The 12,887-nt window shown below is 69.3% G+C and carries 14 protein-coding genes; 3 read left to right on the top strand and 11 right to left on the bottom strand.

Annotation, left to right across the window (positions count from 1 at the left end; all coding sequences use genetic code 11):
- Nucleotides 1-25: 25 nt before the first annotated feature.
- From ABL838_RS00820 to ABL838_RS00810, 3 genes are read right to left on the bottom strand one after another with little or no spacing between them, the layout of a single operon-like run.
- Nucleotides 26-1,411 (bottom strand): L-serine ammonia-lyase, encoded by a 1,386-nt coding sequence (locus ABL838_RS00820; RefSeq protein ID WP_418125933.1) that lies wholly within the window; start codon nucleotides 1,409-1,411, stop codon nucleotides 26-28.
- Complete coding sequence (locus tag ABL838_RS00815; protein WP_418118664.1) at nucleotides 1,408-2,598, bottom strand: M20 aminoacylase family protein; 1,191 nt, start codon at nucleotides 2,596-2,598, stop codon at nucleotides 1,408-1,410. Before ABL838_RS00815 ends, ABL838_RS00820 begins: the two co-directional genes overlap by 4 nt.
- A 34-nt stretch (nucleotides 2,599-2,632) precedes the next feature.
- On the bottom strand, nucleotides 2,633-3,979 hold the full coding sequence (locus ABL838_RS00810; RefSeq protein ID WP_418123663.1) for a DUF3100 domain-containing protein: 1,347 nt from the start codon (nucleotides 3,977-3,979) through the stop codon (nucleotides 2,633-2,635).
- A 131-nt stretch (nucleotides 3,980-4,110) separates the two neighbouring features.
- On the opposite strand from ABL838_RS00810, the gene ABL838_RS00805 reads away from it, so the two are divergent.
- Together ABL838_RS00805 and ABL838_RS00800 are read left to right on the top strand one after the other, a co-directional pair.
- Nucleotides 4,111-5,040 (top strand): LysR family transcriptional regulator, encoded by a 930-nt coding sequence (locus tag ABL838_RS00805; RefSeq protein ID WP_184638908.1) that lies wholly within the window; start codon nucleotides 4,111-4,113, stop codon nucleotides 5,038-5,040.
- Nucleotides 5,041-5,095: 55 nt separating this feature from the next.
- Nucleotides 5,096-5,557: a CopD family protein gene (locus tag ABL838_RS00800; protein WP_418123662.1), complete on the top strand. Its 462-nt coding sequence runs from the start codon at nucleotides 5,096-5,098 to the stop codon at nucleotides 5,555-5,557.
- A gap of 41 nt (nucleotides 5,558-5,598) precedes the next feature.
- Here the strand turns inward: ABL838_RS00800 and ABL838_RS00795 are convergent, their stop codons facing one another.
- From ABL838_RS00795 to ABL838_RS00780, 4 genes are all read right to left on the bottom strand, one after another.
- Nucleotides 5,599-6,012, bottom strand: a complete 414-nt coding sequence (locus ABL838_RS00795) for an organic hydroperoxide resistance protein (protein WP_126020558.1) — start codon at nucleotides 6,010-6,012, stop codon at nucleotides 5,599-5,601.
- 216 nt (nucleotides 6,013-6,228) lie between these two features.
- On the bottom strand, nucleotides 6,229-6,663 hold the full coding sequence (locus ABL838_RS00790; protein ID WP_418123661.1) for a VOC family protein: 435 nt from the start codon (nucleotides 6,661-6,663) through the stop codon (nucleotides 6,229-6,231).
- Between the two features lie 16 nt (nucleotides 6,664-6,679).
- A complete protein-coding gene (locus ABL838_RS00785; RefSeq protein ID WP_126020562.1) occupies nucleotides 6,680-7,915 on the bottom strand; it encodes a CaiB/BaiF CoA transferase family protein in 1,236 nt (411 codons plus the stop codon).
- Nucleotides 7,916-8,064: 149 nt separating this feature from the next.
- Nucleotides 8,065-9,264 (bottom strand): acyl-CoA dehydrogenase, encoded by a 1,200-nt coding sequence (locus ABL838_RS00780; RefSeq protein WP_093195687.1) that lies wholly within the window; start codon nucleotides 9,262-9,264, stop codon nucleotides 8,065-8,067.
- A 188-nt stretch (nucleotides 9,265-9,452) separates the two neighbouring features.
- Here ABL838_RS00780 and ABL838_RS00775 point away from each other — a divergent pair, with 188 nt between their 5' ends.
- Nucleotides 9,453-10,367: a LysR substrate-binding domain-containing protein gene (locus tag ABL838_RS00775; RefSeq protein WP_418123659.1), complete on the top strand. Its 915-nt coding sequence runs from the start codon at nucleotides 9,453-9,455 to the stop codon at nucleotides 10,365-10,367.
- Here ABL838_RS00775 and ABL838_RS00770 read toward each other — a convergent pair.
- Genes ABL838_RS00770 through ABL838_RS00755 form a run of 4 tightly spaced genes read right to left on the bottom strand, consistent with a single transcriptional unit; the run spans nucleotide 10,354 to nucleotide 12,852 of the window.
- Entirely contained in the window at nucleotides 10,354-11,154 is an 801-nt protein-coding gene (locus ABL838_RS00770; protein ID WP_418123657.1) for a 2-keto-4-pentenoate hydratase, read from the bottom strand. The genes ABL838_RS00775 and ABL838_RS00770 overlap by 14 nt on opposite strands.
- 16 nt (nucleotides 11,155-11,170) lie before the next feature.
- Nucleotides 11,171-11,674 (bottom strand): GFA family protein, encoded by a 504-nt coding sequence (locus ABL838_RS00765; RefSeq protein ID WP_311737024.1) that lies wholly within the window; start codon nucleotides 11,672-11,674, stop codon nucleotides 11,171-11,173.
- 12 nt (nucleotides 11,675-11,686) lie between these two features.
- On the bottom strand, nucleotides 11,687-12,508 hold the full coding sequence (locus ABL838_RS00760) for a zeta toxin family protein (RefSeq protein WP_418123655.1): 822 nt from the start codon (nucleotides 12,506-12,508) through the stop codon (nucleotides 11,687-11,689).
- On the bottom strand, nucleotides 12,505-12,852 hold the full coding sequence (locus tag ABL838_RS00755) for a hypothetical protein (RefSeq protein WP_221297555.1): 348 nt from the start codon (nucleotides 12,850-12,852) through the stop codon (nucleotides 12,505-12,507). Before ABL838_RS00755 ends, ABL838_RS00760 begins: the two co-directional genes overlap by 4 nt.
- Nucleotides 12,853-12,887: the final 35 nt, after the last annotated feature.

The raw sequence follows: 12,887 nt of genomic DNA, 5'->3' as shown, positions 1-12,887 counted from the left end.
GCCATTCTGACGCAGCCTCGCGCCCTCAGCACTCCACGACGTTCACGGCCAGTCCGCCCAGCGAGGTTTCCTTGTAGGTGGCCTTCATGTCCTCGCCAGTCTGCTTCATGGTGCGGATCACGGCATCGAGCGACACGTAGTGGCTGCCGTCGCCGCGCAGCGCCATTCGCGCCGCATTGATGGCCTTGACCGCGCCCATCGCGTTGCGCTCCACGCACGGTATCTGCACCATGCCGCCGACCGGGTCGCAGGTGAGGCCGAGGTTGTGCTCCATGCCGATCTCGGCCGCGTTCTCGACCTGCGCCGGCGTGGCGCCGAGCACAGCGGCGAGCGCGCCGGCCGCCATCGAGCAGGCCACGCCCACCTCGCCCTGGCAGCCGACCTCGGCGCCCGAGATGGAGGCATTCGTCTTGTAGAGCATGCCGATGGCCGCGGCGGTGAGCAGGAAGTCGACGATGCCTTCGTCGCTCGCCTGCGGCACGAAGCGCTGGTAGTAGTGCATCACCGCGGGCACCACGCCGGCCGCGCCATTGGTGGGCGCGGTGACCACGCGGCCGCCGGCGGCGTTCTCCTCGTTCACCGCCATCGCGAAGGCGTTGACCCAGTCCATGGCCGCGAGCGGATCGGCCGCGCCGGCCTGCGCGAGCAGCTCGCGGTGCAGCTCGGGCGCGCGGCGGCGCATGCGCAGCGGGCCGGGAAGCGCCTGCGCGGCCAGCGGGTTGTCGATGCCGAATCCGCGCTGCACGCACTGCTGCATCACCTGCCAGACGCGCAGCAGCCCCGCGCGCACTTCGGCTTCCGGACGCCACGCGCATTCGTTGCGCATGACGAGAGCGGCCACGGAAAGGCCATGTTCTCGGCACTGCGCCATGAGCTCGTCGCCGGTGGCGAAGGGATGCGGCACGGCCGACGCCGCAGCCGCCGTCTGTGCAACCGCCTGCCCGCCCTCGACGACGAAGCCGCCGCCGACCGAGAAGTAGGTGCCCTCGGCCAGCGTGCCGCCATCGGCCGCGAAGGCGGTGAAGCGCATCGCGTTGGGATGCTCGGCCAGCGATTCCTCACCCCTGAAGGCGATATCGCGCACGCGGTCGAAGGCGATGGGCGTGGTGCCCAGCAGGTCGAGGCGGCCGGTGCGGCGCAGCGCCTCCAGCCGGGGCTGAACGGTCTCGGGCCGTACCGTGTCGGGCGCGTCGCCGAAGAGGCCGAGGATCACGCCCTGGTCGGTCGCGTGGCCGTGGCCGGTGGCGCCGAGCGAGCCGAAAAGGTCAACGCGCAGCCGCGCCACCTGCGCGAGCAGGCCGCGCGCTTCGAGCGAGCGCGCGAACATGAGCGCGGCGCGCATCGGCCCCACGGTGTGCGAGCTGGATGGGCCGATGCCGATCTTGAAGATGTCGAAGGCGGAGAGCATCAGCGCATCATGCTCTCATCTCTCGATGCAGGAAGCTGCTGTTTGACCAGTGCCACCCAGTAGGCGGCGCCCAGCGGCAGGATGTTGTCGTTGAAGTCGTAGTACGGGTTGTGCACGTTCGGGTCGTTCGGGCCCTCGCCCGCGCCGATGCCGATGTAGGCGCCCGGGCGCTTCTGCAGCATGAAGGCGAAGTCTTCCGAGCCCATGGCGGGCGGGATGTCGGTGTGCACCTGCGCGCGCTCGACCAGGCTGGCGGCCGCGGCGATGGCGGCGTCGGTCTCGGCGGGCGTGTTGACCACGCCGGGGTAGCCGCGACGGTAGTCCAGCGCCACCTTCGCTCCGTGCGTGGCGGCCACGCCGTCGCAGATCTGCTGCATGGCGGCCTGGGTCTTGTCCTGAATGGCCGGGTCCAGCGTGCGCACGGTGCCGCGCAGCACGACGGTCTCGGGGATCACGTTCCAGGTGTCGCCGCCATGGATCTGCGTGACGCTCACCACAGCCGAGTCGGTCGCGCCGGTGCGGCGGCTCACGATGGTCTGCAGCGCGTTCACCAGCTGGGCCGAGACCACCACCGAGTCGATGCCGGTCTCGGGCATGGCGCCGTGGCTGCCCTTGCCGGTGACGACGATCTCGAAGGTGTCGAGAAAGGCCGTCATCGTGCCCTTGCGGATCGCGAACTGGCCGCGCGGCAGGCTGGGGAAGTTGTGCATGCCGTAGACGGCGTCGGCCGGGAACTGCTCGAACAGGCCCTCGTCCACCATCACGCGGCCGCCGCCCTCGTTCTCCTCGGCGGGCTGGAACACGAAGTGCACCGTGCCCTTGAAGGGCCTGTGGCGCGAGAGATGCTCGGCCGCGCCCAACAGCATGGCCGTGTGGCCGTCGTGGCCGCAAGCGTGCATCTTGCCGGCGCACTTCGAGGCGTGCGGCTGGGTGCCCAGCTCCTGCATGTTGAGCGCGTCGAGGTCGGCGCGCAGCGCGATGCTCGGGCCCTCGCCGTTCTTCAGCGTGCCCACCACGCCGGTGCCGGCCAGGCCGCGGTGCACCGGCAGGCCCATCAGCATCAGCGCGTTGGCGACGACGTTGGCAGTGCGGTGCTCCTCGAAGGCGGTCTCGGGGTTGGCGTGGATGTCGCGGCGCCAGGCCAGCATGCGGGCGCGGGTGTCTTCGGCGATTTCGGGGTCGCGGTACATGGTTTGCGGGTCCTGTCGTGGGATGGATTGGTTGTCAGTGGAAGAATTCGGCGATCACCGTGGCGCCGAGGAAGGTGCCCGCGGTGGCGGTGAGCGACACCACCACGATGCGCCAGCCCAGCTGGCGGAACACCGGCAGGTCCTTCGCGACCGAGAAGCCGGCCAGCGCGAGCACGGGGGTGGTGAAGGCCAGGAAGTTGAGCTTGGCGGTGATCGCGATCAGCGCGTCGGAGAACGGGAACAGCCCCGGAATGCCGGCCACCGTGGCCACCACCGACAGCACCAGCACCATCGGCAGGCGCGGCACCAGGCGCTTGATGCCCTCGACGATCAGCGCGATCGACGCCACCGCCGCCAGGCCTTCGAGCGACACCAGCACCGGCACCTTGTAGGTCAGCGAATTGCCGATGAGCACGCCGCCGCTGACCACCGCCCAGGCGATGAGCGTGTCGCGCAGCGGCAATGCGCCTCCGTGGCCGACGCTGACCTGCGACACGGCGCCCGTGCCCGCGTCCTGCGCGCCGCGCTTCGAGAAGCGGCCCAGCACCGGCTCCAGCTTGCCGTAGAGCCACGAGCACAGCGGCAGCGACAGGAACAGCGTGAAGTAGAAGCCCACCACCGTCGTCAGCAGGTTCGACGCGGCGGCGATGGCCGTGAGCTGCGGCAGCATCTCCGCCGGCTGCTGCGCGGCGATGGCGCCCAGCGCCGCCGCCATCAGGCTGCCCGAGCCCACGCCGGCGCCCATGGCCAGCGAGCGCGGATCGAAGATGTGCAGGCTGGCGATGAAGCCCGCCAGCACCGCGATGAAGAGCGCACCCAGCACCGTGCCGGTGATGTACTCGGCCAGCACGCCGCGGCCTTCTGGCGAGGCCATGCCGTACTTCTCGCCGATGATCACGAGGTTGCCCTCGCGGCCCACAGAGAAGGTGGCGCCCACCGCCTCGCGCTTGATGCCCAGCAGCAGCGCCAGCGGCAGGCCCAGCGCCAGCGTGCCCAGCGCATGGCCGAACTCCTGGAACAGCAGCGCCCAGCCAGCCTGCTTCACCTGCGGCAGCGCGGCGCCGACCGTGAGGCCCAGCTTCACCACGAAGAGCAGCAGGCCCGCGTTCAACAGGCCGCCCGCGAAGGACTGCTCGGCCGTCGCCACCCGCACCGCACCCGGCACGCGGCGATGCGCGATGCCCCACGCGGCCGCGATCAGCAGCGCCCACAGCATCGGCAGCAGCGCCACCTTGCCCGGGCCGACGCTGAACTGCACCGGGCCGATGAGCTCGGCCGCGGCCACGACGGCCAGGGTGACGAGCGCGAGCCGGAGTTTTCCGGAAGCCGACGAAGAGGCGCCGGGAGCGAGCGAAGTTGGGGTGGAAGCAGCGGATGTCATCGGTTGGGGCATCGTGTGGCGCAGCGGCGGCTGCGGGCTGCCGGGAAGTTTCGGATCGCCGGCCCCTTGCATCAATGGCCGCGAATCGGGATATTCGTTGCATTGAATGCAACACTCCGGAGACGAAGGCCATGGACGACAGGCTCGACACGCGCCGCGTGCGCTACTTCATGCAGGTGCTGGACAGCGGCTCCGTGCGCGGCGCCGCCGAGGTGCTCGACATGGACCCCTCGGCCGTCAGCCGCGCCATCGGCATCCTGGAGCAGGAGTGCGGCCTGCCGCTGCTGGAGCGCCACGGGCGCGGCGTGGTGCCCACCGACGCGGGCCAGATGCTGGCCGGCTACGTGCGGCGCCAGCACAGCCAGAAGCAGCACCTGATGGCGCAGCTCGACAGCATCCGCAAGATCGAGCGCGGCCACATCGACATCGTGGCCGGCGAGGGCTACGTGGACTGGCTCATGCGCCACAGCCTGCGCGACTTCATGATCTCGCACCCGAAGATCACGATCGATCTCGACGTGGCCAGCACCGACGAGATCGTGCAGCGGGTGGTGGAGGAGCGCGCCCACGTCGGCCTGCTGTTCCAGCCGCCGAAGGACGAGCGGCTGACTTCGCACCATTCCCACCCGCAGCCGATCCAGGCAATGGTGCTGCGCTCGCACCCGCTCGCGCAGCTCGACCGCCCTCTGACGCTCGCCGACCTGCAGCCCTACCCAGGCGCCACGCTGCACCGCAATTTCGGCGTGCGCCAGCACATCGAGGCCGCCGAGATCAGCGAGGGCGTTCGCCTGGCCTCGCTCCTGACCACCACCTCCTTCAGCGCGCTCGGGCACTTCGTGTCGGCGGGGCTGGGCTATGCGCTGGGCACGCGCATCTCGCTCACGCCCAACGCGAGCAACCCCGAACTGGTGGAACTGCCGATGAAGAACCCGCTGCTGTCGCAGGGCCGCTCGCACATCGTGTCGCGACACGGGCGCATGCTCTCGCCGGCCGCATCGGAGTTGCTGCGGCAGGTGGTGGTGGACATGCGGCGTTTCGCGGAAACCAAGCCCTCCGGATGACGATGAAGGGCTTCGTTGCGCGCCGGGGCCCTTCGGTGTTCTGATCGGGCCCAACATGCTCTACGTCACCGCCCTCTTCATCCACCTGCTGTGCGCCGCCTTCTGGGTCGGCGGCATGGCCACCATGCACTTCGCGGTGCGCCCTTCGGCCGTCGCCGCGCTCGAACAACCGCCGCAGCGCCTGCGCATGATGGCCGCGGCGCTCAGGCGCTTCTTCGTGGGGGTGGACGCATCGGTCACGCTGCTCTTCGCGACCGGCGTGGCGATGATCCTGGCTGGCGGCGGCTTCCGCGGCCTGCACTGGCGCATCGAGGCCATGATGAGCATCGCGATCGTGATGGCCGCCATCTACACCTACATCCGCGCCTCGGTGTTCAGGGCGATGCGCCGCGCGGTGGATGAAAGCGCCTGGCCGATGGCTGCCGCGCGGCTGAACACGGTGCGCAAGCTGGTGACGGTGAACCTGGCGCTGGGCGTGATCGTGTTCGGCGTGGCGACCGTCGGGCGCGCGGGCTGAACGAGCCCGCGTCTTTGATCCGGCTGACGGCCCCGCGCCTGTCAGACCAGATTCAACTCCACTTCGATGTTGCCGCGCGTGAGCTTGGAGTACGGGCAGGTCTGGTGCGCGGTATCGACCACGGCGCGAGCAGTCTCGCGGTCGAGGCCGGGCAGGCTCACGTTCAGTCGGGCCTGCAGGAAATACTGGCCTTCCTGCAGGACCAGGTCGACCTCGGCATCCACCGACAGGTCGGCCGGCAGCTTGACCTTCAGCGTGCCCGCGGCCTTGCCCATGGCGCCGATGAAGCAGGCCGACCAGCCGGCGGCGAACAGCTGCTCGGGATTGGTGCCGGTGCCATTGCCGCCGGGGGGCGACAGCTGGATGTCCAGATGGCCGTCGCTGCTGCGCGATGCGCCGAGGCGGCCGCCGGTGGTGTGGGTCTTGCCGGTGTAGAGGACTTGCTTGTCGGTCATGGTGGTTCCTTTGGATGGAAGGTGGTTCGGAATGAGGCCTCGTCTCGGGCCCCATCGCCTCGTGTGACGTGCATCTGAAGCGATGCAGGAATTACATCGACGGGCTGTATCCGCGATATGTCGAACCACCTGCCGATTTGCATGCGCGTGTGTTCACTGCGTCGGGCAGACACAGTGGCGTACAAATCGGCGGAGAAAGAAGAAAGAGAGGGACGCTCAGGCCGCCGCGGGGCCCTTGAGCTCGACGCTGTTGCCGTCGGGGTCGGCGATGTAGATCGAGGGGCCGTTGCCCTCGGCGCCGAAGTTGTTCTGTACATCGCCGTACACCGTCACGCCATTCGCCGCCATCAACGCGCGGATGGCGGCTTCGTCGAAAGGCTCGATGCGCAGGCAGAAGTGATCGACGTTGCGGCCCTCGGTACCGGCGAGCGCCCCGCCCTGCCTGCCCAGCGGGCCGTCGGGCGTGACGAGGTCGATCAGGCTGGCGCCCGCGCGCAGGTGCACGAGCCCCAGGTCGTCGCGGCGCTTCTCGACGGTGCAGCCCAGCACGCCGCAGTAGAAGGCGATGGCGCGTTCGGCGTCCTTCACGCGCAGCACGACGTGGTCGATGCGCAGCACCGAGAACGGCGGCTGGCGCATCGGGTTCGTCATGCCGCTTGCCTCTTCGTCAGACCACGCCGGCCGAACGCAGCGCCTCGAAGCGGGCGGCGTCGATGCCCATTTCCGCCAGCACCTCCTGCGTGTGCTGGCCCAGCGCCGGGGGCGCGTGGCGAAGCACGGGCGGCGTGGCCGACAGGCGCAGCGGGCTCGCCACGCCGGTGATGCTGGCGATGCCGTCACCCGCATCGCGCGGCAGCGTGACCGCGAGGCCGCGCGCCTTGACCTGCGCGTCGTCGAAGGCCTGCGCGATGTCGTTGATCGGGCCGCAGGGCACGGCCTTGTCTTCGAGCAGCGTGACCCACGCTGCGGTGGTGCGGGTGCGGGTGAGCTCTTCCATCATCGGAATGAGCACGCCGCGGTGCTTCACGCGCAGGGTGTTGGTGGCGAAGCGCGCGTCGGTCGCCCACTCGGGGTGGCCGCCGGCCTCGCAGAAGCGCGCGAACTGGCCGTTGTTGCCGATGGCCAGCAGCATCGCGCCGTCCTGCGTCGGAAAGTCCTGGTACGGCGCGAGGCTGGGGTGCGTGTTGCCCTGGCGTCCGGGCGCCTTGCCGGTATTGAGGAAGGCGCTGGCCTGGTTGGCGAGGATGGCCATGCCCACGTCGAGCAGCGCCATGTCGATGTGCTGGCCTTCGCCGGTGCGCTCGCGCACCTGCAGCGCCGCGAGGATGGCGGTGCTGGCGTAGACGCCGGTGAACAGGTCGGTCAGCGCCACGCCCACGCGCAGCGGGCCGCCGCCAGGCACGTCGTCGGGACGGCCGGTGATGCTCATCATGCCGGTCATGGCCTGGATCATCAGGTCGTAGCCCGCGCGCTCGGCGTACGGGCCGTCGTGGCCGAAGCCGGTCACGCTGCAGTAGATGAGGCGCGGGTTGGCCGCGCGCAGGCTCTCGTGGTCGAGGCCGTACTGCTTCAGGCCGCCGGTCTTGAAGTTCTCCACCACGATGTCGGCCTGCGCCGCCATCTGCCTGAGCAGCGCCTGCCCGTCGGGCGTGGCCATGTCGACCGTGACGGAGCGCTTGTTGCGGTTGCAGGCGGTGAAGTAGCTGGCCTGGTCGGTGTCGTTGCCGTCCGCGTCCTTGATGAAGGGCGGGCCCCAGGTGCGCGTGTCGTCGCCGACGCCGGGGCGCTCGATCTTGACGACGTCGGCGCCCAGGTCCGCGAGGATCTGCGTGCACCACGGGCCGGCGAGCACGCGGGAGAGGTCGAGGACTTTGATGCCGTCCAGGGCTGCTTGAGGGGTCATGGGTCTATCGAGAAGGAATACGGGGACAGAACGCAGAAGTCGCGAAGGTCACGCAAAGGTCGCAAAAGTAAAACCCAGGAATTTGCTTAGGTTTCCTTCTGCGACTTCTGCGTGCCTTTTGTATTTCTTCTGCGTTCGGCTGTCCGCTTTCAGTTCGAGAACGCCGCGATGCCCGTGATCGCGCGGCCCAGGATCAGCGCGTGGATGTCGTGCGTGCCTTCGTAGGTGTTGACCACTTCCAGGTTCACCAGGTGGCGGGCCACGCCGAATTCGTCGCTGATGCCGTTGCCGCCCATCATGTCGCGCGCCATGCGGGCGATGTCGAGCGACTTGCCGCAGTTGTTGCGCTTCATGATCGAGGTGATTTCCACCGCGGCGATGCCTTCGTCCTTCATGCGGCCCAGGCGCAGGCTGCCCTGCAGGCCCAGCGTGATCTCGGTCTGCATGTCGGCCAGCTTCTTCTGGATGAGCTGGTTGGCGGCCAGCGGGCGGCCGAACTGCTTGCGGTCCAGCGTGTACTGGCGGGCGCGGTGCCAGCAGTCTTCGGCGGCGCCGAGCGCGCCCCACGAGATGCCGTATCGGGCGCTGTTGAGGCAGGTGAAGGGGCCCTTCAGGCCCTGCACTTCGGGGAAGGCGTTCTCTTCGGGGCAGAACACGCCGTCCATCACGATCTCGCCGGTGATGCTGGCGCGCAGGCCGACCTTGCCGTGAATGGCAGGAGCGCTCAGGCCCTTCATGCCCTTCTCGAGCACGAAACCGCGGATCGGGCCGACGGCGCCGCTCTCGCTGACTTCCTTGGCCCACACCACGAACACGTCGGCGATGGGCGAATTGCTGATCCACATCTTCGAGCCGGTGAGCGAGTAGCCGCCCGGCACCTTCTTGGCGCGCGTGGCCATGCTGCCGGGGTCGGAGCCGTGGTCGGGTTCGGTCAGGCCGAAGCAGCCGATCCATTCGCCGGTGGCGAGCTTGGGCAGGAACTTCTGCTTCTGGCCCTCGGAGCCGAACTCGAAGATCGGCACCATCACCAGCGAGCTCTGCACGCTGGCCATCGAGCGGTAGCCCGAGTCGACGCGCTCGACTTCGCGGGCGATCAGGCCGTAGGCCACGTAGTTGAGGCCGGGGCCGCCGTACTGCTCGGGGATGGTCGGGCCCAGCAGGCCGAGGGCGCCCATTTCGCGAAAGATGGCGGGGTCGGTCTCGCCGGTGCGGAAGCCTTCGAGCACGCGGGGCGCGAGGCGCTCCTGGCAGTAGGCATTGGCCGCGTCGCGGATCATGCGTTCTTCGTCGGTCAGCTGCTGGTCGAGAAGAAGGGGGTCGTCCCAGTGGAATTGCGCTTTGGCGGCCATGTGGCTGTCTCCGGAAAAGGGGGGAAGAAAGAAAAACGAGGGGGGATCGGCCGATGCTAGCCACGCGGGGGCCATGACGCAAACGATGATTCCGCACCCAGATATGCGTTCGTAGAATGTCTTGCAAGATGTTCGAGCGGCTTCTCCATTGACGAGCCATCGGATCCATACATACAGCCGAGGCATACATGCGCCGCAAGATCCCGCCCCTGCAGACCCTGGTGTGCTTCGACGCCGCCGCGCGCCACGAGAGCTACACCCGCGCCGCGCAGGAGCTGGCCCTCACGCAGAGCGCGGTGTCGCGCCAGATCGGCACGCTCGAGGCCTTCCTGGGCGTGGCGCTGTTCCGCCGCACGCGGCACGGCGTGGCGCTCACGGCCAGCGGCGCGGCCTATGCGCGGCAGATCAGCAAACGGCTCGAAGCGATGGAGCGCGACACGCTCGACGCCATGGCGCACCAGGGCGAGGGCGGCTCGCTCTCGCTGGCGGCCGTGCCCACCTTCGCCACCCGCTGGCTGATGCCGCGCCTGAAGGGCTTCGCGGCGCTGCAGCCCGACGTGGTGGTGCACATCGAGACGCGCACCCGCCCCTTTCTCTTCGCCGACGCGGAGTTCGACGCCGCGCTCTACGCCGGCACGCCCGCGCAAGTCGAGAACTGGGCCGGCACGCGCGCGCTGCTGCTGATGCACGAGGACGTGGTGCCGGTGTGCAGCCCCGCCCTTCTTCCGCGCGGCAAGGCCGTGACGCCCGCCGCCATCGCCAGGATGCCGCTGCTGCAGCAGAGCACGCGTCCCGACGGCTGGCGCCAGTGGTTCGACGCGCAGCAGATCGACGCGCCCAACGCACGCGGCGGCCCGCGCTACGAGCTGTTCTCCATCCTCGCCGCTGCCGCGTCGCACGGGCTCGGCGTGGCGCTGATGCCGACCATGCTGGTGGCCGACGAGCTCGCGCGCGGCGAACTGGTGGTGGCCTGCGCGCGGCCGCTCTCGGGCGAGCGCAACTACTACCTCGTGACGCCCGAACGGGCCGACCAGCGGCCGTTGTTGAGGTTCTTCAGCGAGTGGCTGCTGGAGCAGGCGCGGGCCGCCGCTAGCGCAGCGTGATCCCGAGCGAATCGAAGGGCGCGTCGAATTCGGCGCGCCACGACTGGCCGGGCTCCAGCGGCCAGGCGTCAGTCCATGTGCCGGTGGTGACCACGTCGCCGGGCATCAAGGCCGGTGCGCCGGCGCAGCGCTGCAGCTCATGGTTGAAGTGGTGCAAGGCATGCAGCGGGCCGTCGAGCACGTTGGCACCCTTGCCTTCCTCGACGAGTTCATCGCCGCGACGGAGCCTCACGCGCGTGCGGCCGAGCAGTTCGTCGAGCGCATGGGCGCTGGTGGCGAAGTGGCCGACGGGCGTTTCGCGCCCGATCAGCAGGCGCGCATGCAGGCCGCCGTCGGCCACGGTGCCAGCGGCGCTGAATTTCCAGCCGGGCAGGTGCGACTGCACGATCTCGAAACCCGGCGCGAGCCACGCGATGCAGCCGAAGAGGTCTTCCAGCGTGGCGTCGCGCGGCGGGGTGGCGGCCATGCCGAACACGATCTCCGGTTCGAGGCGCGGCTGGCACAGCCTGTCGAGGCTCACTTCGCCGGTGCCGCCGCTGCTGCGCGTGAGCGTGGTGTTCCACACGGTGCCCCAGATGGGCGCGTAGACCTCGTAGCGGGGCCAGATCGTGCGGTTGGTGAAGCCGATCTTGTAGCCCACTGCGCGTTCGCCGCGAGCGGCGCGAAGCGCGCGCAGGGCCAGCGCCTGCTGGTAGGCGGCGTCCATGTCGGCGGCGATCGGGAGCGGGCGATCGGCGGGCCACAGCAGGCCCTGATCGTAGTGGTCGAGAACGGCCTGGGGCGTCATGGCGCCAGTCCTTCCGTCAGCGCTTCGGGGGCCGGGAGCCTTCCCGGGCATAGGCTTCGATGAGCGCCGGGAAGGCGTCCATCTCGGGCAGGGCGCCGAAGCTGTGCTTCGCGGGCGTATTCGCCCAGGGCAGCTTCTCGTCGGTCCAGGTCTCGACGAAGGGCTCGACCCATGCGTGGCTGTCGAGCATCGACGGCCGGAGGTTGACGAACTGGTCGAGGCCTTCGGCGCGCGTGAACATCCAGCTCTTGCAGTGCGGGCAGAAGTAGTGATGCGAATCGGCGCCGTGCAGCCCGCCGATGACGGGCTCGCCCGACACCACCTCGAAGCCCTGCGTGGGAATGGCGATGGAGAGCGAGAAGGCGCTCGCGCTCATGGTCTGGCAGCCGGTGCAGTGGCAAGCCATCGACAGCAGCGGCGGCGCGCTGATGCGCAGGCGCACTCGGCCGCAGCGGCAGCCGCCGGTCCAGGGAAGTTGCCAGTCGCCGGCTTGATCGGGGGATGGATTCGAGGTGCTCACAAAGATCTCCGGTCAGGTTGTCGATGTGGTCGCCGGCGCTGCCGATGCCGCGCTGTTCTTCTTCGGCGGCGAAGCGCGCGGCGGCCTGAACGGCCCCGTGACCTTCTCCAGCCACGGGTCGCAGACGGCGCGCAACTGCGGGTCGACGTCGAACTGCGGGTCGCGCGCGTCGAACAGCACCGACTTCTTCGCCTGCGCGCGCACCAGCGAGAAGGCGTCCTTTTCCGAGCGGCTGTTGTCGAACATGAGCGTCATGTTCGCGATCTGCGCCGCGTGGCCGACCGCCGCCTGCGTGCGGGGAAAGCGCTCGATGAGCTTCCTGCGGTCCACGTCGTGGCCGCCCTGCTGCCTGCGCGTGCTCACGCGGAAGACCGACATGTCCACCGACACCAGCCCCACGAAGAGCAGCACGACGAAGTAGCCGGCTTCCTGCATCGCGCGGATGTCGTCGGCCTTCGACTCGTGGCCGCCGCCGGGCAGCGGCTTCCAGTGCGAGAAGACGGTCTCGAAGGCGAAGGGCATGCGCTGGTCCATCACCAGGCTCTTGAAGGCGCGCACACCCTTCTGCGAAAGGATCTGCCAGCGCTCGTCGTCGTCGCGCAGGCGCTGGGCCCAGGCGGGGATGTGTCCGGTGGCGGGGTCTGCGTCGGGCAGGATGGACATCATCATCCGGTCGGCATTGACCAGCGGCAGGCGCAGCGAGGGCGCCAGGCGCGAATACCAGAGGGTGGATTTGCCGGAGCCGTTGTGGCCGGCCAGCACGAAGGCCACGGGACGCGGGCCCTGCGTCTGCTCCAGCAGTTTCTCGAGCTTCGGCGGGCGGCTGATGCTCACGCCTTGCTCGCGCGGAACCTGCCGTCGACCATGCGGCCGATGACCTTGGTGCCGTCGGCCGCTTCGCGCACGATCTTGCTCGGGTCCGGCGGATAGGCCGAGTAGGCGTACACCTTGGCCGCGTTGGGTCCGCGGAAGACCACCGACCTGTCGATGCCGGGCTTGCCCAGCGCACGGGCCGCCTTCTTCATCAGCGCCGTGGTGTTGTCCTCGGGCCGCACCTGCGGACGCGGCGCCTTGCCGACCTTGACCAGCGCCATGCCGCGCCCCAGCACGGCCACCGGCCGGCCCTGCACCAGCTGCCCCGTGGAGCCTTCGCGCGAGGTGGTTTTTTCTCTTGCCATGAGGGGATGATCGCTCAAAACCCCGGACAGCCTCC

Origin of the sequence: Variovorax sp. 160MFSha2.1, from assembly GCF_048305075.1 — a bacterium.
GTDB lineage: Bacteria > Pseudomonadota > Gammaproteobacteria > Burkholderiales > Burkholderiaceae_C > Variovorax > Variovorax guangxiensis.
This window is presented reverse-complemented; position numbering and strand designations above follow the sequence as displayed.